The sequence below is a fragment of the Pseudonocardia sp. ICBG601 genome (assembly GCF_020496245.1).
Map to the genome: position 1 here is coordinate 978,981 of NZ_JAHLJA010000148.1, position 20,759 is coordinate 999,739.

A 20,759-nucleotide genomic window follows, 5' to 3' on the forward strand; every position below is an offset into this window, starting at 1 on the left:
TCGGAGGAGATCCGATGACCGCCACCTTCGACGCCACCGACTTCGAGTCGGAGATGTACGACCCGGACGCCGTGAACATGATCCCGGCCACCAGCGAGGGCAAGCCCGAGCACTACCCGGTCGACATCTCCACCAAGGCGTTCTGGAACCAGACCTCCGAGCAGCGTGAGGAGACCTTCAAGGTCCTCCGCGCCGAGCAGCCGGTCTCCTGGCAGCGTCCGGTCGACGACGCCGTCACCCCCGACCCCGACGATCCGGGCTACTGGGCCGTGGTCAGCCACGCCGACATCGTCGCCGTGAGCCGGGACAACGACACCTACGTCTCCGGCCAGGGCGTGCTGTTCGACCTGCTCCCGCCGATCTTCCTCGAGCTGACCCAGTCCTTCCTGGCGATGGACAACCCGAAGCACGACCGGCTGCGCAAGCTGGTCGCCTCGGCGTTCACGCCCAAGCAGATCAAGCTGATCGACGACAAGATCGCGCTCGCCGCGAAGGAGGTCGTCGACGGCGTCGTCGCCGAGACCTCGGGCGAGATCGACTTCGTCACCAGCGTCGCGAAGGTCCTGCCCACCCGGATCTTCTGCGACATCATGGGCATCCCGGAGCACCTGCGCGAGGCCACCGAGAAGAACGCGGCGGACATCGTCGCCTGGGCCGACGACGAGGTGCTCGCCGGCCGCCAGGCCGACGAGGTGCAGGTGCAGGCCGCGACGAACCTGCACGACATCGCCACCGAGCTGATCGAGCTCAAGACCGCCGAGCCCTCCGACGACCTGATCACCTCGCTGATCAACGCCGAGGTCGACGGGCAGAAGCTCGACGAGTTCGAGATCGGCTCGTTCTTCGTGCTCATGGCCGTCGCCGGCACCGACACCACCCGGCACACCTCGTCGTTCACCGTCCGCGCCTTCACCCACTTCCCCGAGCAGAAGCAGTGGCTCATGGAGGACTACGACGGCCGGATCAACAACGCCATCGAGGAGTTCGTCCGGTACGCCTGCCCGGTGATGACCTTCCGTCGCACCGCGGTCGTCGAGACCGAGCTGGGCGGCAAGAAGATCGTCCCCGGCGACAAGGTCGTCATGTTCTACCCGTCGGGCTGCATGGACGAGAAGGTCTTCGACAACCCGGAGAAGTTCGACCTGTCGCGCGAGAACGCGAAGGCGCACACCGGGTTCGGCGGCGGCGGTGTCCACTTCTGCCTGGGCAACCAGCTCGCCAAGTCCATGCTGAAGGCGCTGTTCCGTGAGCTGCTGTTCCGCATCCCGCAGTTCGAGGTCGGTGAGCCCGAGCTGCTGGGCACCAACTTCATGCGCGGGGTGAAGCGCATGCCGTTCCGATTCTCCCTGGAGAAGTGATGGGTCTTCGTATCGAGCTGGACGAGAGCAAGTGCAGCGGGCTCGGCCTCTGCGAGGCCGAGGCGCCGGAGCTGTTCGAGGTGCGTGACGACGGGTCGCTCGACATCCTCGACGCCACCCCGTCCGACGAGCACCGCGCGGCCTGCGAGGCGGCGATCGCCTCCTGCCCGACCGAGGCCCTGCGCCTCGTCGAGAGCTGACCCCACCCCGTCACACCACACCGCAGACGCCGGGGGCCGCCACCCCCGGCGTCTGCTCGTTCCCGAGGAGGACCACCGTGGAGCACCTCGTCGTCGTCGGGGCGTCGCTCGCCGGGATCCGTGCCGTCGAGTCCGCCCGCCGGGCCGGCCACACCGGCCGGATCACGCTGGTCGGTGCCGAGCGCCACCTGCCCTACGACCGGCCCCCGCTGTCCAAGGCGTTCCTGGACGACACCGGCGAGGAGCCCGCCGACCCGCGGTACCGGACCGAGGAGCACCTGCGTGAGGAACTGGGGGTGGAGCTGCGCCTGGGGAGCCCGGCCTCGTCGCTGGACACGGACGGGAAGCTGATCGGGATCGGCGACGGCTCCGAGCTGTCCTACGACGCGCTCGTCGTCGCCACCGGGGGAGCGGCCCGGATGCTGCCCGGCACCGGGCAGCTGTCCGGTGTGCACGCCCTGCGGACCTGGGACGACGCGCTCGCCGTGCGGTCCGCATTGGACGCGGGCGCCCGCACCGTCGTGATCGGTGCCGGGTTCATCGGCTCGGAGGTGGCGAGCTCGGCGCGCAAGCGCGGCCTGTCCGCCACGATCGTCGAGACGCTGCCGGTCCCGCTGGTCCGCTCGGTCGGCGAGGACATGGGCAAGGCCTGCGCGGACCTGCACCGCGAGCACGGCACCGACCTGCGCTGCGGCGAGACGGTCGACGGGCTGGAGTCCTCCGCCGACGGCGCCGTCACCGGCGTCCGGCTGGGCTCGGGCGAGGTGGTCCCGGCGGACCTGGTGGTCGTCGGCATCGGCGTGTCGCCCTGCACGGATTGGCTGGAGGGCTCCGGCGTCGAGCTGCACGAGCGGGACCGGGGCGTCGTCGCCGACGCCACCCTGCGCGCCGCCGACGGCGTGTATGCCGCGGGCGACGTCGTGCACTTCCCGAACCACCTGTTCGACGGCGAGGTCATGCGCCTGGAGCACTGGACGACGGCCGCGGAGCAGGGCGCGCTGGCCGCGAAGAACGCGCTCGACCCGGAGAACGCCACCGAGCTCGGGACCGTGCCGTACTTCTGGTCGGACTGGTACTCCAGCCGGATCCAGTTCGTCGGCCGCCCGGCCGCCGACGAGATCCGGGTCGTGTCCTCCGAGCTGGGCGACGACCGGTTCCTCGCGCTCTACCGGCGCGGCGACCGGCTCGTCGGGACGATCACGATCGACCGGCCCACCCAGATCATGAAGTACAAGCGGCTGATCTCGAAGCGCGCGAGCTGGGCCGAGGCGCTGGAGTTCGCCGGCGTCTCCTAGCCGTCGGCGCCGCCCGCCGGGTCCTCGTCGGGAACGTCGAGCATTCGGCGGGCCAGGCGCTTCCAGCTCGGGAGGTGCGGCTCGGTCACCGGGTCGCGGGGGTGGATCGCGTAGGTCATCGCGACCCCCCGCATGCTGGTGAACAGCAGGTCGCGGCACTCGTCGAAGTCGGGGTGGCTGGACAGCACCGGCCCGAACATCGTCGCGACCACGTGGGTCAGCGCGATGCCCAGCCGGCGCTCCGCGGGGAGCAGCTCGGCCCGGATGTCGGCATTGGTACGGGCGGCGGCCCACAGCTCCATCGACGCCCAGAAGTACGGCTGCAGGAACGTGTCCCACAGCAGCTCCACGGCCCGGTCGCAGCGCGCGGGGCCGGTGGTGCGCCCGTACTCCGAGCCCAGCACCCACTGCTCCATGTCGGCGATCCGCTCGACGACCAGGTACTGAGCGGCGGCGATGAGCAGCGACTCGCGGCTGGGGAAGTGGTGCAGCAGCCGCCCGCGCGACACCCCGGCGCGCCGCTGCACGGTCACGGTCGTGGAGTGCGCGTAGCCGTTCTCGAACAGCTCCTCGAGGGCGGCGGCGAGGATGATCGCCCGGCTGCTGGCCCGGCGTTCGCCCTGCGTGCGGCGGGGCCGGGGCGGACGCGGTTCGTCCGCGGGGGAGACCATGCGGGGCAGGGTAGCCCCCGGCCGCACAGCGGATGTCTGTACACGCTGCTCCACCCGACCCTATGGTTCGTCACCCGAGGGGGTGACGATGATCGACGACGTACTGGTCCCGACGGCACCGGCGGTCTCGTTCCGCGCGGTCCGGATGTCCTTCGACTCCGAGCCCGTGCTCGAGGGGATCGACCTGGAGCTGCCACCCGGCCGCACGACCGTCCTGCTCGGTCCGTCCGGCGTCGGCAAGACGACGCTGGTGCGGATCCTGCTCGGGCTCTACACGCCCGAGTCGGGCGAGACCCTGGTGGACGGCCACGTCGTCGCCGGTCTGCGCGACGCCGAGCTGGCCGGGCTGCGCCGCCGGATGGGGGTCCTGCTCGGCGGGTCCTCGGTCTACGATGCGTCGCTGTTCGCGTCGCTGACGCTGTTCGACAACGTCGCCTACCCGCTGCGGGCGGCCGGGGCACCCGACGCCGACGCCGCGACCTGGCGGATCCTGCACGAGTTCGACCTGGCCGACCACGCCACCGCGCTGCCGTCGGCGGTGTCGGCGGGGCAGCGCCGGCGGGCCGCGCTCGCCAGGGCACTGGTCGGCGCGCCGCAGCTGCTGGTGCTCGACGACCCCGGGCCGGCCATGGACCTGCACAACCGCGAGCAGGTCGTGCGCGCCGTGCGCCGGCGCGCCGCGGACGCGACGGCACTCGTCGTCACCCACGACCTGGACCTGGCCCGCGACCTGGGCGACCGGGTCGCGCTCCTGCTCGGCGGCCGGATCGTCGCCGACGGCCCGGTCGAGGAGGTGCTCGGCGGGATCACCACCGCCGCCGACCTGGACGCCCGGTTCGGCGTGCGGGCGTCGCTGCCGGTGGCCTCCGCGGCCGAGCAGGCGGCGCTCGCGCGGCGGGCCCGGCGGCAGGGGCTCGGCGAGGCGTGGCTGCTCATGGGGGTGCTGTTCGTGATGCTCGCGTTGCTGTCGATCGCGCTCGGCTCCGGGATGCTGGCGAACCCCGCGATCTGACGACCGCCGATCCGGCACGTCCGCTCACATCGTGGGACGGGACGTAACACTCACGGGTATCCGCTTCGATCACCAGAGTGACGTCGGACGTGAGGCGGGTGGATGGACGGCACCGGACCGTACGGGCGGTACTACGCGGAGCGCGCCGCAGCAGGTCAGCGCACCGTGCTCTGGCCGTGGGTGCTGCTGGCACTGGTCGTGCCGGTGGTGCTGGTCGGGGTGTTCGTGCACGGCGACGACCGTGCCGAGGCGACCGCCGTCCACCAGGCCGCACCCGTCCCGGTGCGGGAGGCGGCCGAGGGCGTGTACCGGGCCGGTCTCGACCTCGCGCCCGGCACCTGGAGCACCGACGGGCCCGCCCCGGGCCGGGAGTGCGTCTACACCCGCACCGGGCCGGACGGCGCCGAGGTGTCCCGCGGGGTCCTGCACGGCCCGGCCGCCGCCCGGATCCTCGACGGCGAGGCGGTCGTCTTCACCGGCGCCTGCACCTGGTCGGTCCGCTGACCCACCGGCCCGGGTCGCCTGCCCGGGGGGCCGCGACGGTCCGGTCCGTACATTCACCAGGGTGCGTGACGCCGAGGCCGGACCGGTCCCCGGACCCGCCGTGCTCCGCCGCGAGCCGGGACGGCTGCTCTGGGAGCAGCTGCTCGAGGACCTGCGCCGCCGCCTGGACTCCGACGCGTTCACCCACGGCTTCCCCGGCGAGCTCGCCCTGGGCCGGGAGTACGGCGTCAGCAGGCACACCGTCCGTCAGGCGGTGAAGGTGCTGCGCGACGAGGGCCGCGTCGTCGGGACGCGGGGCCGGCCGTCGCGGCAGGCGGCACCGGTCGAGACCGCCCAGCGCCTGGGTGCGCTCTACAGCATCCACGAGTCCGTGCGGGCCATGGGCCTGGAGCAGCGCAGCGTCGTGCGGGCCCTGGACGTGCGCGCCGACGGTGTCGTCGCGGCGCGGCTCGGGCTGGAGGAGTCGACGCCGCTGGTGCACCTGGAACGGCTGCGGCTCGCCGGTGGTGAGCCGCTCGCGCTGGACCGGGTGTGGCTCCCGTACGACCTGGCCGCCCCGCTGCTGCACGCCGACTTCACCGGGGTCGCCCTCTACCAGCGCTACGCCGAGCTGTGCGACGTGGTGCTCACCGGCGGCGAGGAGACCATCGCGCCGATCCTGCCGACCCCCGCCGAGCACCGGCTGCTGGGCGGGAGCCCGTCGACCGCCGCGTTCTCGGTGTCGCGGCTCGGCAGCGCGAAGGGCCGCCCCGTCGAGTGGCGCCGCACGCTGGTGCGCGGCGACCGCTTCGTGCTGCGGGCCGACTTCTCCACCCGCGACGGCTACCAGCTCGACCTGCTCGGGTCCCCCGACCGGAGCGACCCGCGCCGCTGAGGGCGCCTCACGCGGGGTCGAGCAGGTTCGGAGCGGACGAGCGCACCGTGCACGGTCCGGGCCCCGACGACGAGCCAGGCCGCCACCAGCAGCACGTACAGCGCCGTCGCGACGACGGTGAGCGCCGGCGTCCCCAGCCGCGCCACCAGCAGGTTCGTGCCGGTCACGCAGGTCCCCACCGGGAAGGTGAAGCTCCACCAGGTCAGCGTGAACGGCAGCCCCCGCCGGACGGTCCGCAGGGTCACCGCGGCCGCGAGCGCCAGCCACAGCATCGCGAACCCCCAGACCGGGACGCCGTAGACCACCGCGACCACCGCCGCGGCGCCCGCGTACGGCTCGGGCAGGCTGCCCGGCGCGGCGTTCGCCAGGAGCCCGGCCGCGGTGACCGACTGGCCGAGCGGGCCGAGCACGATCCACAGGGTCGGGACGGCCGCCGCCGGTCCGGTCCCGTGCACGACGAGCCGGTTCCAGATCTGCGGGAGCAGGGCCAGCGTCGCGAACAGGCTCATCCCGAACAGCGCGACGCAGGCGAGCAGCAGCGTGGTGCGGCCCGTGCCCGGCGCGAGGTGGACGACGAGCAGCGCCCCGTCCGCGGCCGACACCATCGGCGGCACCACCGGCAGCAGCCAGGCGGGGGACACCGCGTCCGGCCCGATCGTGTGCCGGGTGATCATCAGGTACGGCACGCCGACCGCGGTGACCAGCCCGAACGCCGTCCCGGTCAGCCACAGTGCCCCGCTCGTCGCGAGCGCGGCCGGGGTGCCGAGCACGGCCGGGCCGAACTGGACCGCGCCCGCGCCGACCGTCATGAGGGCCATCGCGACGGCGCCGTAGGACTGCACGGCCACCGGGTCCGCGGCGTGTGCGCGGGCCCGCTCGGGGAACCGCACCCGGTGCGCCACCGTCGCGGCCACGAGCACCACCAGCAGCGCCGAGGCCAGGCCCCACACCCCGGTCGCCCACGCGGTCAGCCACGGGGAGCGGAACGGCAGCGTCGCGGCCGCCCCGCCGACGATCCCGGTGCCCATCACCGCGGCGAACCAGTTCGGCCCGAACGACCGGACCGCGTCGCCCGGGGTGCCGAGCTCGCGCAGCAGCCCGAGGCGGGCGAACGCGTGCGGCGCCGGCGGGGCGGCCGCGGCCGGGGGGCTGAGGTGCGTCGTCATGCCTTCACGGTCGGCCGCTCGGCGGCTCGGCGGTACCCGTCGCGAGGTTGCGGAGTCATAATCAGAGGTTGTGACCCTGTCCCCGCGCGTCGCCGACCTCGTGCCCTACGACCTGCTGGTCTCGGTCGCCACCCTGGGGAGCATGGGCAGGGCCGCGGCGGCCCACGGCATCTCCCAGGCGGCGGTCAGCGCCCGGGTCAGGACCCTGGAGGCGGCACTCGGGCTGACCCTGCTGGAACGGTCGCCGCGGGGCACCCGGCTCACCCCGGACGGGGCGCTCGTCGTCGAGCGGGCGCGGGCCGTGCTGGACGCCGCGCACGCCCTGGACGAGGGCGTCGCCGCGCTGCGCACCGACCGGGCGGCCCGGCTGCGGGTGGCCGCCAGCTTCACCGTCGCGGAGTACCTGCTGCCCCGCTGGCTGGTGGCGCTGCGGGCCGAGCTGCCCGGCACCGCGGTCACGCTGACCTCGCACAACACCGCCGAGGTGGTCGACGACGTCCGCTCCGGCGACGCCGACCTGGGGTTCGTCGAGGGCCCGGACCTGCCCGCGGACCTCGACGGGCAGGTCGTCGGGCGGGACCGGCTGGTGCTCGTCGTCGCGCCGGACCACCCGTGGGCCCGGCGCCGCGCGGTCGACGCGGCGCGGCTCGCGACGACGCCGCTGGTGGCCCGCGAGCCCGGGTCGGGCACCCGGGAGTTCCTGGAGCGCGCGCTCGGGACCGTCGCGTCGCCGGTGCTGGAGCTCGGCTCGACGACGGCGATCAAGAACGCGGTCGCGGGCGGCGCGGGCCCCGCGGTGATCAGCGGTCTGGCCGTGGCGGCCGAGGTGGCGGCCGGGACGCTGCGGACGGTCCCGGTGCGCGGCGCCGACCTGCAGCGACGCCTGCGCGCCGCGTGGCGGCGGGGCCGCGCGCCGTCCGGTCCCGCGCTGGTCCTGGTGCGTCTCGCGGCCCGCCGCTGACCGGTCCCGGGGGGGCGGCGGCCACGCCCCGGGACCGGCCGGTCAGGCGGCCGAGGGCTGCTGTCGCACCACCTCGGGCCGGTAGCGCTCGATGATCTCCATGAACTCGGTGTGCTCGGCCGTCGGCACCCCGCAGAAGCTCAGCGTGGACGCGATCTCCAGGGCCACCGCGTCGAACTGCTCGTCGGTGATCGCCAGGGTCTCGTGGGCCGCGACCATGTCCAGACCGGGGTAGCAGGGCGGGCCGCCCGCGGCCTGCACCGACCAGGCCGTGACCAGGAACTTGTAGCCGGGGGCGTTGGCGGGCTCGCCGTGGTGGGCGTGCACCCCCTCGTTCGCGTTGACCGAGGCGTTCGCGAAGAGCCGGTCGACGAGAACGTCGACCGCCCCGGCGATCGCGTAGATGCCGCCGAGGCGGTCGTACAGGGACTGCTGTTCGGGCATGACGTCGCTCCAACTCCGTTGTCGGGACCGGATCACGGTCCCTTGCGGAGGGGGTCTCGTCAATAGTGCACAACCGATCTCGGGGCGTCGGGTCAGTCGTCGACGGCGTGCTGACTGCGGCGCCGGCCGTAGCCGGTCAGCGACGGGACCTGGGCCCGCAGCCCGGACGGCAGGTGTCGGGCCAGGTCGTCACGGGCGTCCGCGCCGAGGCTGCGGGCCAGGGTGTCGAGCACCGCGACCGAGGCGTTGGTGGCCCAGGCGACGTCGTGCAGCTCCAGGTACTGCTGCACCCGGGACAGGAACACCTCCTCGGTGAACGGCTGCGTCAGAACGGGCACGACCGACACCGGGACCGCGGGCTCCGCCGGCGCCGACGCCCGGTGGTCGGGCACCGGGGCGCCGTCCGCCTCCGGCTCGGCCGGGTTGCCGCCCCAGCGCTCACCCGGGGCCACCTGCTCGCCCTTCATCAGGAACGAGTCGGCGGCCAGCGTCGCGCCGTCGCCGATGTCGGTGGAGTAGTGCACGAACGCCCGCACGCCGACGGACACGCCGTCGCCGACCCGGATCCGGCCGGACTCGAACCGGCCGTCCTCCAGCGAGTGGCACTGCAGGACCGACCCGGAGTTGAGCACCACGTCGTCGCCGAGGGAGACCAGGCTCTTCTCCGGCATGGCGGCACCGTCGTCGAAGACGCGCCTCCCGGCGCTCAGACCGGCCAGGCGGTTGCGCCACACGAGCAGCGGGGTCCCGGCCAGCACCGGCCGGACGTAGAGCTTCCAGAGCCGCTCGTGGAACCAGAAGTAGCGGTCGTAGATGGACGCGGTGCGCGGCTGCAGGCCACGGAAGCCGAGCGTCGCGCGCTCCAGCAGCGCCGACCACACCATGAGCAGCAGCGGGCCGAGGAACACGGCCGGGCCGAGGGCCCACAGGCCCCACGCCGGCCAGAGCGCCACCGAGATCCCGAGCGGGACCAGCGCGACCGCGACGCCGAGCGCCCGTAGCAGCACCGTGACGACCACGGTCGAGGCGTTGTAGCGGTTCTTCGAGCGCAGCCGGCGGGCCAGCTCCTCGTCGGTGGCCGGGTGGTTCGGGTGCGGCCCCGCGCCGGTGCGCGGGATCTCCATCGGCGGCGAGCCGAGCAGGCCCACCCCGGTCCGCACCGGCCCGTCGACCGGGACCATGACCTTGGTCGCGAGCAGCACGTCGTCGCCGATCCGGGCGTCCGGCGGCAGGTGCACGTCGTTGCCGACGAAGTTGTCCCGGCCCAGCCGCACCGGGCGGATCCGGAACGAGTCGTGCGACAGCTCGGTGTTCATCATCCGCAGCCCGTCGGACACCATCGTCCCGGCGCCGACGCGGGCGTGCCGCGGCGACTCCTGGCGGAGCTGGGTGCCGAAGTTCGACCCGGTCTGACGCAGGTCGTCCAGGTCGTAGCCGAGGCCCTTCAGGTAGCCGGTGATGAACGAGCTGTCGCCGAGCAGCAGCACCAGGAACCGCGCGTTCGACACACCGGTCACGATCTGCTGCGCGACGTGGCGCACGCCGTAGAGCGGGAAGGTGCGGTCGACCGGCACGAACAGCGCGGCCAGCCGCGGCAGCGTCAGCACGGCGAGCACGCCCACCAGCAGGGCGAGCACGACCAGCGTCACCACCGCGATCGCGCCGATCAGGAAGAACCACCAGTGCGTGCCCATGTCGGCACCGGTCAGGCCGATCAGCCCGGCCACCTGCGGCGCGAAACGGGCGAACAGGCCGACGAGCAGCGCGAACACCGCCGTCGCGACGGCCCAGGACAGCCCGGCGAACACCGCCGAGTAGACGACCCGGCGCAGCCGCCCCGCACCGACGGCGTCGGGCCCGCGGTAGTCCGAGTCGGACGGACCGGCGGGGGAGCCGTGCCAGACCTCCCCGGCGGGCACGGTGACACCCGGCCGCAGGGCCGAGGCGTGGCCCAGCTGCGACCCGTCCTGCATCCGGGTGCGGACGTCGAGCACGGCGGCCTCGCCGACCACGCAGTCGTCGCCGACGTCGACCGGGCCGAACTCCAGCGCGCCGGGCACGGCCCGGTAGGCCTGCAACGACGCCTCCGGGTGCACGATCGTGCGGGCACCGACCCGGACGAGGTCGGTGGCGACCGGGACGGCCCCGAACAGGGCGCTGCCGCGACCGATCCGCGCGCCGAGCAGCCGCAGCCAGCCGGTGTACAGCGGGGTGCCGACGGCCAGCGCCATCGGGTTGGTCCGGATCAGCGTCGAGACGACCCAGAACCGCAGGTGGGCGGCGCCCCACAGGGGCACGGTCCGTTCGCGGAAGCGGCCGACGAGCGTCCACTTCGCGAGCACCGGCAGCAGCACGACGGCGACGAGCACCCCCGCGGTCCACAGCGCGGCCCGGCCGGTGAGCGACACCGCGTCGGGCGCGGCGGAGACCCAGCGGTAGCCGAGGACCAGCACCGCGGCGACGGCGAACCCGGACGCGAGCAGGAACAGCAGCTGCGCGACGCCGGTCAGCGCGTGCGCCACCGGGCGGGCGCGCACCGGCTCGACCGGCTCCGCGGCCACGGTGGGCACGACGTCGCCGAGCGCGGCGGCGAGCCGGCGCACGGTGGGGTGGCGGTAGACGTCGCGTGCGGACACCGACGGCAGGTCGTCGCGACGGCGCACGGCGGCGGCGAACCCGGCCAGCAGCAGCGAGGTGGCGCCGAGCTCGTCGAAGAAGTCGGCCTCGACCGAGATCTCGGCGGGTTCGACCCGCAGCGCGGTGGCGAGCTCGGCGACCAGGCCGCGCTCGACGTCGGTCGCCGGGCCCACGACCGGGCCGGTCGCGGCCACGCGGCTGCCGGTCGGCGCGGGCAGGTTCCTGCGGTCCGCCTTGTCGCTGGTCGTCATCGGGATGAGCTCGAGGTGCTCGAGGTAGGCGGGCACCATGTAGGACGGCAGGCGGTCCTGCAGGCGGGACCGCAGGTCGGTCGGCGGTTCGGCACCGCGGACCAGGCTGTAGTAGCCGACGAGCTCCTTCGTTCCGGGCGTCGGCTCGTAGGTGTCCACCACGGCCATCGCGACCGACGGGTGGTCCTGCAGCACGGCCTCGATCTCGGAGAGCTCGATGCGGTAGCCGCGGATCTTGACCTGCAGGTCGATGCGGCCCCGGTACTCGATCTCGCCGTCGGCGTTGATCCGCGTGAGGTCACCGGTGCGGTAGATCAGCCCGGACGGGTTGTTCGGCAGGTCGACCGGGGCCGGGACGAACACCTCGGCGGTCTTCTCGTCGCGGTTGAGGTAGCCGTCGGCCAGCCCCACCCCCGCGACGGCCAGCTCCCCGGTCTCGCCGAACGGCAGCACCCGGGTCGGGTCGGTGGTGTCCAGGACGAGGGCGGCGTAGGTCGGCAGCGGCCGCCCGATCGTCACCGGACGGTCCGGGTGGACCTGCGCCATCGTCGCGGTGACGGTGGCCTCGGTGGGGCCGTAGACGTTGAGGAAGCGGCGCCGCGGGGTCCACCAGCGACGGATGAGGTCCTGCGGGCAGGCCTCGCCGGACACGAGCAGGAAGCGCAGGTCGTCGAGGTCGGCCTCGACGGTGGCGAGCAGCGTCGGCACCACGCACATCGCGGTGACGCGGCGCTCGACCAGGAAGTCGTGCAGGTCCTCGCCGACCAGCGACACCCCGGCCGGCTTGGGGACGAGCGTGGCGCCGGTCAGGAACGAGGTCCAGATCTCCTCGACGGAGAAGTCGAAGGCCAGGGTCAGGCCCTGGTACATGCGGTCGTCGGCGCGGACGCCGTACTCGTCGGCGGCGACCCGCACGAAGTTGCAGATCGCCGGGTGTCCGATCACGACGCCCTTGGGCCGGCCGGTGGAGCCGGAGGTGTAGATCAGGTAGGCGGGGTGCTCGCGGCCCGGTGTGCGACGGCTGTCCGGCCCGAGCCGCTCGTCGGAGCAGGCGGCGATGTCGGCGGCCGCCGCACCGGTGACCGAGAGGATCTCGACGTCGCCCTCGACCGGGTCACCGACCTTCGCCAGCGCGCTGTCGGTGACCAGCAGCAGTCCGGCCGCGGAGTCGGACAGGATGAACGCCACGCGGTCCGCGGGGAAGCCCGCGTCCATCGGGACGAAGGCGGCCCCGGTCTTGAGCACCGCGAGCATGGCGGTGTAGCTCTCCACCGGGTCGTCGAGCAGCAGCCCGACGACGTCGCCGGGGCCGGTGCCGCGCCCGCGCAGGTGCCGGGCGAGACGGTTGGTGCGCCCGTCGAGGTCGCGGTAGGTCAGCGTGGCGTCGCCGGTGTCGACGGCGACGGCGTCCGGGTGGTGGTCGACGGCCTCCTCGAACACCTCGGCGAGCTGCTCGCCGGGCCGGGCCCGCGAGGCCTCCAGGGTCGCCCCGGGGACGAGCACACGGTCGTCGAGTGTCCGGGGACGCGGGGTCGGCACCGGTCGTTTGGTCGGCGACGGGCGGTAGGGGAGGTCCCGGCGGATCACCTGGGGCTGTCCCGGCTGTGTGTTGCGGCTGTCGCCGCCGTCGACCCCACCGGTGAGGGCCGACCGGTTGGACACGTCGGACATGACTCCGGCCTACCCCTTCCCGAGGGGACGAAAAGTGCAGGTCGGGCGTGGCGATCATCACTCGCAAACCGGTGAACCCCGGTCGGGTGGAGTGCGTAGCCAGACGAGGGGTCCGCCGTCGTCAGGACGGCGACGACGACCCGTGGACCGTCCTGACCAGCGTGTCGACGAGGTCGATCCCCAGGTCATGATCATGGTCGGCCGGGAGGTCGACACCGTGGTCGTGGAACCACGAGGGCGGGGCCTCGGGGTGCGGGCCGACGACTCCGACCGCGCCGTCACCGCATCGGGTCACGCAGGCGGCCACCGTGCCGTCGGTGTATGTGGCGAGGATCTCGGTCTCTGCGAGCGCCCGGCGTGTCGGCCGGATCACGCCCCCGTCCTGGAAGTACATCCGCCGTTCGGCTCCACGCCACCGGACCGTGACCAGGGCCGGGTCCGGGGTGGACGGATCGGCCCCCGGGCGGGACCAGTACTCGTCGACGGCGAGGCCGACGAGGTTGAGGAAGCCGTGCTCCACCAGGAACGCGCCCATGCAGACGCCCAGGTAGCACCCGCCCCGGTGGACGAACCGGCGGATCGCGCCCTTGTCCGCGCGCAGCCGCCGGAACGCGGCCTCGTCGTCGCCGGAGGCACCGGGGTGGGCGAACAGCATGGTGTCCGGGTCGGAGAGCGCCTCGCGCAGTGGACGGTCGCCCGCCGGGCCCGCGGTCCGGACGTCGAACCCGTGACCGCTGCGGCGCAGCAGGTCGGCGACGGCCTCGGTGTCGTCGGTGTGGTCCTCGGCCGACGGCCGGGTCCAGGCGTCGGCGAACACGACGGCGACCGGCCGGCTCATCCGGAGCGCTCCGGTACGGCCGGGGCGTCCACCAGGTGCGCGAGCAGGTCCGGGACGCCGCCGGGCACGGCCACCTCCACCGGCCGCCACGACGACGGCACCCGCTCCACCGGCAGGAAGGTGTCCGGCCCGCGCCGCCCCTGCGCGAACAGCGCGGCGCCGGAGTTGATCCGGGTCACGAGCACCCGGTCGCCGTGCGCGGCCAGGAGCGACGCGGTGTCGACGGTGAGGACGACGTGCTCGGTGTCGGCGTAGCGGGGCAGCGCGTGCAGCCGGCGCAGGCGGGCGGGGTCCGCCCACAGGAACGCGCAGCCGTTGATCCGGCGCAGGTAGTCGGCCACACCGAAGCCGGACCCCGGGTCGAGCATCCGTCCCAGGGCGGCGGGGTTGAGCGGGCGCTGGTCACGCAGCCAGGCGGTGCCGTGTTCGGGGTGGTGCAGCCGCACCGCCCGCGGGCGACGCGTGGTCAGCAGCCGTTCCCGCTCGTCGCCGGTCACCCCGAACAGGTCGAGCAGCCCCGCGACCGGCAGCAGTCCGTGCGTGGCGATCCCGGGCCACGACGCGGCGGGCGTGGTGTGGAACAGGCGCGGCGCGCGGCGGACGAGATCGTCGGGGTGCAGGCTCAGGCCCCCAGGGCCGTGTCGAGGTCCGGGTACCAGGTGATGACCTGGTCCAGCCCGGTCATCCGCACCGGCCGGATCACCGCACGGTTGCCCGGGCCGGTGACCCCGTCGAGACGGACCCCGGCCTCACCGGCCGCCCGGGAGGACCGGACCACCGCGGTCAGACCGTGCGACCCGAGGAACCCGACGCCGGACAGGTCCAGCAGGGCCCGCGCCGGTCGCGTCTGGTGGAGCATCTCCGACATCCGGGCCCGGATCGCCTCGGCCTCGGCGAGGTCGACGTCACCGATCACCTCGAGGACGGTCACACCGGGCGCCGGGGTGTGCTCGCGCAGGCTCACCCGGGAGTGCGGCTCCGGCCAGCTTCCCGTGTGGCCGAGCCGCCGGCGGCCGGGCTCGGCGGACGTCACGACGGCCGCCCGGCTCGGGGCACGCCTCGCCCACGACCCCGCCTGCCGGATGGTGCGGGGCCGCGTGTCCGGGGACGTACGGCCGAGTTTCCGATGGGTTCACCGTACCGGGCCCCGGGCCGTTGTCCACCGGTCGACCTGCGGGATCCCGGCCGGGGAGAGAGTCTTCACCGGGTGACCACCTCCGCATCACCGCGCCCCCCGGACCCGGCCGACGACGGCGCCGTGACCGTCGTGCGGCGCGCCCGCGTCCCCGGCCACGACGGCGCCGTCGACATCGTGATGTCCGGCGGCAGGATCCGGTCGGTGGGTGCCCCGGCCCCCGCCGGGGCACCCGGTACCGACGCGGGGGACCGGCTCGTCGTCGGCGGTCTCGTCGACGCGCACCTGCACCTGGACAAGGCGCTCACCGCGGACCGCTGCTCGTGGTCCGGCGGCACCGTCGACGACGCGATGGCCGAGACCGCGGCGATGAAGGCGGACTTCACCGTCGAGGACGTCGCCGCCCGCGCCGGGGCCGTCCTGGCGTCCTGCGTCGCGCACGGCACCACCCGGGTGCGGACCCACGTCGAGCTCGACCCGACCGTCGGGCGGCGCGGGCTGGAGGGCGTGCTGGCGGCCGCGGCGGACTGGGCCTGGGCCGTCGACGTCGAGGTCTGCGTGTTCGCCCAGGACGGCCTGACCGGCTCGCCGGAGACGGCCCGGCTGCTCGACGAGGCGCTCGGCGGGGCCCGCGCGGCGGGCCGGCGCGCGGTCGTGGGCGGCGCCCCCTACGCCGACGACGACCCCGCGGGCCAGCTGGACCGCGTGTTCGGGCTGGCCGCGGACCACGACGCCGACGTCGACCTGCACCTGGACCTGTTCGACGGCACCGCCGAGGGCGCGCTGATCGGCACGCTGTGCGACCTGACCGAGCGCGCCGGGCTCGGCGGCCGGGTCACCGCGGGCCACGGCACGGCGTGGTCGTTCCTGGAGCCGGACCGGCGCGCGGCGGTGCTGGACCGGTGCGCCGGGACGGGGGTCGGCGTGGTCTCCCTGCCGTCGACGGACCTGTTCCTCACCGGCCGGGAGACCGGCGCCGGGGCGCCGCGCGGGGTCGTCGTGCTGGACCGGCTCGTCGAGCGCGACGCCGCGGCCGCGGTGGCCACGAACAACGTGCGCAACGCCTTCACCCCCTACGGCGACGGCTCCCTGGTCCGGATGGCGAACCTCTACGCCAACCTGACCCACCAGGCGTCGCCGGAGCAGCTGGCGGCCTGCCTTGACCTGGTCGGCCCGCGCGCCGCCCGGGTGCTCGGCACCCCGGCCGCCGCCACCGGGGTCATCGCGGGTGCCCCGGCCGACCTGGTCTGCCTCGACGCACCCGACCCGGGCACGGCGGTCGCCGCCGTCGCACCGGTCCGCTGGGTGCTGAAGGGCGGCCGTCGGACCGTCTCCGGCGCGGCCGTGGAGCTGCACCCCCCGGTGTGACCCGGCTCATCGGTGCAGGCCGTCGCGGAGCGGGAACGCTGCCCGACATGAGCACACGTGAGGGCAGGGCCGTGCGGTACGACCGCTACGGCGGCGTCGACGAGCTGTACGTGACCGGTGTCGGGTTCGAGGACCCCGGTCCGGGCCGCGTCCTGGTAGAGGTGCACGCGGCCGGGATCAACCCGGGTGAGGCCGCGCTGCGCGAGGGCGTGTTCGCCGACGCCTGGCCCAGCACGTTCCCCAGCGGGCAGGGCAGCGACTGGGCCGGGGTCGTCGCGGCGGTCGGGGAGGGCGTCACCGACGTCGAGCCCGGCGACGACGTCTTCGGCTGGACCGACGACCGCGCCTCCCAGGCCACCCACGTCGACGTGCCCGCCGAACAGGTCCTGCGCCGCCCGGCCGGTCTCGACGCCGCGACGGCCGGCGTGCTCTACATCGCCGGGACGGCCGCGGCCGCGTCGGTCGCGTCGGTGGACCCGCAGCCGGGGGAGACGGTCGTCGTCGCCGGTGCCGCGGGCGGGGTGGGGCAGATCGCGGTGCAGCTGCTGACACTGCGCGACGTGGAGGTCGTCGGGATCGCCTCGGAGCGCAACCACGACCGGCTGCGCGAGCTGGCCGTGACCCCGGTCGCCTACGGGTCCTCGCCCGAGGAGACGCTCGCGAACCTGCGCGCCGCGACGCCGGACCGGGTGCACGCTGTCGTCGACCTGTACGGCGGCGGCTACGTCGCGCTCGCCCGCGAGCTCGGCGTCGCCCCGGAGCGGATCAACACGATCATCGACTTCGAGGGTGCGCAGGCCCACGGCGCCGCCACCCGGGGCACCGCCGACGCCGCGGGCCGCGACGACCTCGCCGCGCTCGGCGCGCTCGTCGCCGACGGGGCCCTGCAGGTCGCGATCGCGGCCCGGTACCCGCTCGACGGGGTCCGCGAGGCCTACACCGAGCTGGAGAAGCGGCACACCGCGGGGAAGATCGTCCTGCTGCCGCAGGAGTGATCCGACGCCTGCCGGGAATCCCGCCGGGGCACCCCCGAGGAGAGGACACCCGTCGTGCAGATCGGCTTCAAGCTCTTCGCCGAGGCCCACACGCCGCAGGAGATGGTCCGCCAGGCCGTCCGGGCGGAGGAGGCCGGTTTCGACTTCGTCGAGATCTCCGACCACTACCACCCGTGGCTGGAGAGCCACGGGCACTCCGGGTTCGCCTGGTCGATCCTCGCCGCGATCGCGATGCGGACCGAGCGGATCGGCCTGGCCACCGGGGTGACCTGCCCGACGATCCGCTACCACCCGGCGATCATCGCCCAGGCCGCGGCGACGACCGCGCTGCTGTCCGACGGCCGGTTCACCCTCGGTGTCGGCTCCGGCGAGCAGCTGTCCGAGCACGTCACCGGACACCCGTGGCCGGTCGTCGGGGTGCGGCACGCGATGCTCCGCGAGGCGCTGGAGATCATCCGTCTGCTGTGGAGCGGCGGCTACCGCACCTACCGCGGCACCCACCTGTCCATCTCCGACGCGCGGGTGTTCGACCTGCCGGAGACGCTGCCGGACATCGTCGTCGCCGCGGGTGGGCCGAAGGCGGCCCGGATCGCCGGTGAGCTGGGCGACGGCCTGTTCGCCACCGAGCCCCGCACCGACCTGATCGACGCCTACACCGCGGCCGGTGGCACCGGCTCCCGCTGGGCCGAGGTCCCGCTGGCCTACGCCGGTACCGTCGACGCGGCGCTGGAGTCCGCGCACCGGCTGTTCCGGTTCGGCCCGACCGGCTGGAAGATCCAGGCCGAGCTGCCGAACGTGCGCAACTTCGAGGCCGCGACGGCCTTCGTCCGCAGGGAGGACATGGCCGACGCGTTCGGGGCGGGCCCGGACGTCGAGACCCACGTCGCGACGGTGAAGGGCTTCGCCGACGCGGGCTACGACCGGCTCGCGCTGATCAGCGCCGGACCGGACGTCGAGGAGTTCTTCACCTTCTACGAGAAGGAACTCGCCGGGCGCCTGCACGACCTGCCCGGCCGGTGATCACGGATCGGGCACCGGACGGGTCGCCGGGCGACGCGAACGGTGCCCGATCGTGGATCACGGCCGGTCCGGCCCCTCCGGTCGGACGGGGTGCACGGGCCGGGCCGACCGGCAGGGTGGAGGGCATGAACAGGGTCGTTCGCTTCACCGAGCTCGGCGGGCCCGAGGTGCTCACGGTCGTCGAGGAGCCCGTGCCGCAGCCGGGGCCGGGGGAGGCCGTCGTCGCCGTCGAGGCGATCGGGCTGAACCGGGCCGAGTCGATGTTCCGGCGCGGTGAGTACATCGAGCCGACCCGGCTCCCGGCCGGTCTGGGCTACGAGGCCGCGGGCACCGTCGCCGCCGTCGGCGCGGGCGTGGACCGCTGGTCGGCGGGGGACCCGGTGAGCATCGTCCCGGCGTTCTCGATGAACGACCACACCGTCTACGGCGACCACGCCCTCGTCCCGGCCCGGGCCCTGGTCCCGCGGCCGGTGGACGCGGTGACCGGGGCCGCGACCTGGATGCCGTTCCTCGTCGCCTACGCCGGGTTGCTCGAACCGCGCGTCCTGCAGCCGGGCGACCACGTGCTGGTCACGGCGGCGTCGTCGAGCGTGGGGCTGGCGGCGATCGCGACCGCGAACCGGATCGGCGCCGTCCCGATCGCCACCAGCCGCAGCCGCGCCAAGGCGCAGGCGCTGCTCGACGCCGGCGCCGCACACGTCGTCGCCACCGGGGAGGAGGACCTCGTCGCGCGCTGCCGGGAGATCACCGGCGGGCGGGGCCTGGACGTCGTGTTCGACGCCGTCGCCGGACCCGCCGTCGAGACGATGGCCGACGCGGTCCGCCCGGACGGCACGATCGTCATCCACGGCAGGCTCTCGGGCGAACCGACGATCTTCCCGACGGCGACGCTGCCCGACCTCGTCGTCCGCTCGTTCACCCTGTTCGCGATGACCCGCGACGCCGAACGCCTGCGCCGGGCGGCCGCGTTCGTCGCCGCGGGGATGCGCGGCGGGGACTTCGCCCCGCAGGTGGACCGGGTGTTCGACGGCCTCGACCAGGTCGTCGCCGCGCACGAGCACCTGGAGTCCAACGCCCAGGTCGGGAAGATCGTCCTGCGGCCCTGATCCGGGCTCAGCGCCCGGTGAACCGTTCCAGGGCGTCGGCGCCGAGGGCGGGGCCGTCGACCTCGCGCATCCGCGCGCCGAGGGCCGCGGCGGCGGACCGGATGGCCGGGTCGCCCGCCACCTCGTCGACGGCGCGGCGCAGCGTCGCGGCGTCGGGGGTGCGGTCGTCGAGGCGGCGGCCCAGGCCGAGCTCCTGCACCCGGCCCGCGTTGACCCACTGCTCGACCATCTGCGGCACCCCGACCTGCGGGACCCCGAACAGCAGCGCCTCCAGCGTCGACCCCATGCCGTTGTGCGTGACGAAGGCCCGGGCCCGGCGGAGCAGCGCGATCTGCGGCACGTGCGGGCGTACGACGACCGAGCGCGGGAGCGGCCCCAGCGCGGCCGGGTCGATCCGCTCGCCGACGGCCATGACGACCTGCCAGGCGCCGTCGTCGAAGGCCTCGGCGCAGGTCCGGAAGAACTCGGCCCGGTCGTTGAACGCGGTGCCCAGCGACACCAGCAGCAGCGGGTCGGCGAGCTCGGGTCCGTCCCACCGCTGGTGGGCGCGCTCGCCCAGACAGGGACCGCAGAAGACGAACGACTCGTCGAAGGTGTCCCCGGCGATCTGGAACTCCCGGGGCACGAACACCAGCGACAGCTCCGCCGGCGAGCCGAACGGGACGGGCTCCAGCCCGTGGGAGCGGGCGAAGGCGGCCATCCGCTCGTGGTTGGCGGCGAAGGCCGCCATCATGGCACGGTTCGTCGGGTCGTCGGGCGGCACCAGGTCGCGCATCGAGAAGTGCGCGTTGCTCGCCATCGACGGCCGCAGACAGACGAACGGCAGGTCACAGGCCTGCGCGGCGAGCGAGCCGACCGGGATCAGCGCGTCCCCGCAGACGACGTCCGGCCGGTCCCGCCCGATCGCGGCGGTCAGGACCGGGTGCACGGCCTCCAGCGAACCCGCGAAGAAGCCGAGGTGGTTCCCGTCCGGCCCCGGCGGTCCGGGGAGCACGAACGGGACCTCCAGCGGCTCCGCGCCGGCCGCGCGGACCGCATCGACCATCGTCGCGCCGGTCGCGTAGCGGACCCGGTGGCCGCGCCGGACGAGCTCGGCGACCAGGGGCAGCGTCGGCAGGACGTGCCCGGCGGCGGGCATGCTCACGAGGACGATGTCGCTGCTCATGCCCGTCGATGGTGGCACCGGCGGGCCCCGGTGACCTCCGGATTCCCGGGTACGGACACCGCGCCGCCGGACACCCCGGGACGAACGG

At 74.5% G+C, this 20,759-nt stretch carries 19 protein-coding genes; 11 read left to right on the top strand and 8 right to left on the bottom strand.

The window, feature by feature from the left end; genetic code table 11:
- Nucleotides 1-14: 14 nt before the first annotated feature.
- The 3 genes from KPL57_RS33860 (at nt 15) to KPL57_RS33870 (ending at nt 2,853) form a co-directional block, all read left to right on the top strand.
- On the top strand, nt 15-1,358 hold the full coding sequence (locus KPL57_RS33860; RefSeq protein ID WP_226354663.1) for a cytochrome P450: 1,344 nt from the start codon (nt 15-17) through the stop codon (nt 1,356-1,358).
- The gene (locus KPL57_RS33865) at nt 1,358-1,558 is read left to right on the top strand and encodes a ferredoxin (protein ID WP_062399393.1); all 201 of its coding nucleotides are present in this window, start codon (nt 1,358-1,360) and stop codon (nt 1,556-1,558) included. Before KPL57_RS33860 ends, KPL57_RS33865 begins: the two co-directional genes overlap by 1 nt.
- A gap of 77 nt (nt 1,559-1,635) precedes the next feature.
- Nucleotides 1,636-2,853: an NAD(P)/FAD-dependent oxidoreductase gene (locus KPL57_RS33870; RefSeq protein ID WP_226354664.1), complete on the top strand. Its 1,218-nt coding sequence runs from the start codon at nt 1,636-1,638 to the stop codon at nt 2,851-2,853.
- On the opposite strand, the gene KPL57_RS33875 is transcribed toward KPL57_RS33870, so the two are convergent.
- Entirely contained in the window at nt 2,850-3,524 is a 675-nt protein-coding gene (locus KPL57_RS33875) for a TetR/AcrR family transcriptional regulator (RefSeq protein WP_226354665.1), read from the bottom strand. The genes KPL57_RS33870 and KPL57_RS33875 overlap by 4 nt on opposite strands.
- Nucleotides 3,525-3,612: 88 nt before the next feature.
- Between KPL57_RS33875 and KPL57_RS33880 the strand changes: the two genes are divergently transcribed.
- The 3 genes from KPL57_RS33880 to KPL57_RS33890 all read left to right on the top strand — a co-directional run bounded on the left by KPL57_RS33880 (nt 3,613) and on the right by KPL57_RS33890 (nt 5,914).
- Nucleotides 3,613-4,536: an ATP-binding cassette domain-containing protein gene (locus KPL57_RS33880; RefSeq protein WP_226354666.1), complete on the top strand. Its 924-nt coding sequence runs from the start codon at nt 3,613-3,615 to the stop codon at nt 4,534-4,536.
- A gap of 102 nt (nt 4,537-4,638) precedes the next feature.
- A complete protein-coding gene (locus KPL57_RS33885) occupies nt 4,639-5,040 on the top strand; it encodes a hypothetical protein (protein WP_226354667.1) in 402 nt (133 codons plus the stop codon).
- A 61-nt stretch (nt 5,041-5,101) separates the two neighbouring features.
- Nucleotides 5,102-5,914: a GntR family transcriptional regulator gene (locus KPL57_RS33890; protein WP_226354668.1), complete on the top strand. Its 813-nt coding sequence runs from the start codon at nt 5,102-5,104 to the stop codon at nt 5,912-5,914.
- Here the strand turns inward: KPL57_RS33890 and KPL57_RS33895 are convergent.
- Entirely contained in the window at nt 5,863-7,080 is a 1,218-nt protein-coding gene (locus KPL57_RS33895; RefSeq protein ID WP_226354669.1) for a TDT family transporter, read from the bottom strand. The two genes, KPL57_RS33890 and KPL57_RS33895, sit on opposite strands and share 52 nt — an antisense overlap.
- Nucleotides 7,081-7,150: 70 nt before the next feature.
- On the opposite strand from KPL57_RS33895, the gene KPL57_RS33900 reads away from it, so the two are divergent.
- Nucleotides 7,151-8,041, top strand: a complete 891-nt coding sequence (locus KPL57_RS33900; protein WP_374203824.1) for a LysR family transcriptional regulator — start codon at nt 7,151-7,153, stop codon at nt 8,039-8,041.
- Nucleotides 8,042-8,083: 42 nt separating this feature from the next.
- Here KPL57_RS33900 and KPL57_RS33905 read toward each other — a convergent pair whose 3' ends face one another.
- The 5 genes from KPL57_RS33905 to KPL57_RS33925 all read right to left on the bottom strand — a co-directional run bounded on the left by KPL57_RS33905 (nt 8,084) and on the right by KPL57_RS33925 (nt 14,915).
- Nucleotides 8,084-8,485, bottom strand: a complete 402-nt coding sequence (locus tag KPL57_RS33905; RefSeq protein ID WP_226354670.1) for a group 1 truncated hemoglobin — start codon at nt 8,483-8,485, stop codon at nt 8,084-8,086.
- Between the two features lie 92 nt (nt 8,486-8,577).
- A complete protein-coding gene (locus KPL57_RS33910; RefSeq protein WP_226354671.1) occupies nt 8,578-13,044 on the bottom strand; it encodes a Pls/PosA family non-ribosomal peptide synthetase in 4,467 nt (1,488 codons plus the stop codon).
- A 121-nt stretch (nt 13,045-13,165) separates the two neighbouring features.
- Nucleotides 13,166-13,882: a hypothetical protein gene (locus tag KPL57_RS33915; protein WP_226354672.1), complete on the bottom strand. Its 717-nt coding sequence runs from the start codon at nt 13,880-13,882 to the stop codon at nt 13,166-13,168.
- Nucleotides 13,879-14,541: a hypothetical protein gene (locus KPL57_RS33920; protein WP_374203861.1), complete on the bottom strand. Its 663-nt coding sequence runs from the start codon at nt 14,539-14,541 to the stop codon at nt 13,879-13,881. The genes KPL57_RS33915 and KPL57_RS33920 overlap by 4 nt, the downstream gene beginning before the upstream one ends.
- Nucleotides 14,505-14,915, bottom strand: a complete 411-nt coding sequence (locus tag KPL57_RS33925) for an STAS domain-containing protein (protein ID WP_083658628.1) — start codon at nt 14,913-14,915, stop codon at nt 14,505-14,507. Before KPL57_RS33925 ends, KPL57_RS33920 begins: the two co-directional genes overlap by 37 nt.
- Before the next feature lie 174 nt (nt 14,916-15,089).
- Between KPL57_RS33925 and KPL57_RS33930 the strand changes: the two genes are divergently transcribed.
- The 4 genes from KPL57_RS33930 to KPL57_RS33945 all read left to right on the top strand — a co-directional run bounded on the left by KPL57_RS33930 (nt 15,090) and on the right by KPL57_RS33945 (nt 19,506).
- Nucleotides 15,090-16,385 (top strand): amidohydrolase family protein, encoded by a 1,296-nt coding sequence (locus tag KPL57_RS33930; protein WP_226354674.1) that lies wholly within the window; start codon nt 15,090-15,092, stop codon nt 16,383-16,385.
- Nucleotides 16,386-16,432: 47 nt separating this feature from the next.
- Nucleotides 16,433-17,380: an NADP-dependent oxidoreductase gene (locus KPL57_RS33935; protein WP_226354675.1), complete on the top strand. Its 948-nt coding sequence runs from the start codon at nt 16,433-16,435 to the stop codon at nt 17,378-17,380.
- 54 nt (nt 17,381-17,434) lie between these two features.
- Complete coding sequence (locus tag KPL57_RS33940) at nt 17,435-18,400, top strand: TIGR03557 family F420-dependent LLM class oxidoreductase (RefSeq protein WP_226354676.1); 966 nt, start codon at nt 17,435-17,437, stop codon at nt 18,398-18,400.
- 125 nt (nt 18,401-18,525) lie between these two features.
- Nucleotides 18,526-19,506 carry a zinc-dependent alcohol dehydrogenase family protein gene (locus KPL57_RS33945; RefSeq protein WP_073575685.1) on the top strand — a complete coding sequence of 327 codons (981 nt, stop codon included), beginning with the start codon at nt 18,526-18,528 and terminating at the stop codon, nt 19,504-19,506.
- 7 nt (nt 19,507-19,513) lie between these two features.
- On the opposite strand, the gene KPL57_RS33950 is transcribed toward KPL57_RS33945, so the two are convergent.
- The gene (locus KPL57_RS33950) at nt 19,514-20,671 is read right to left on the bottom strand and encodes a macrolide family glycosyltransferase (protein WP_226354677.1); all 1,158 of its coding nucleotides are present in this window, start codon (nt 20,669-20,671) and stop codon (nt 19,514-19,516) included.
- Between the last annotated feature and the right edge of the window lie 88 nt (nt 20,672-20,759).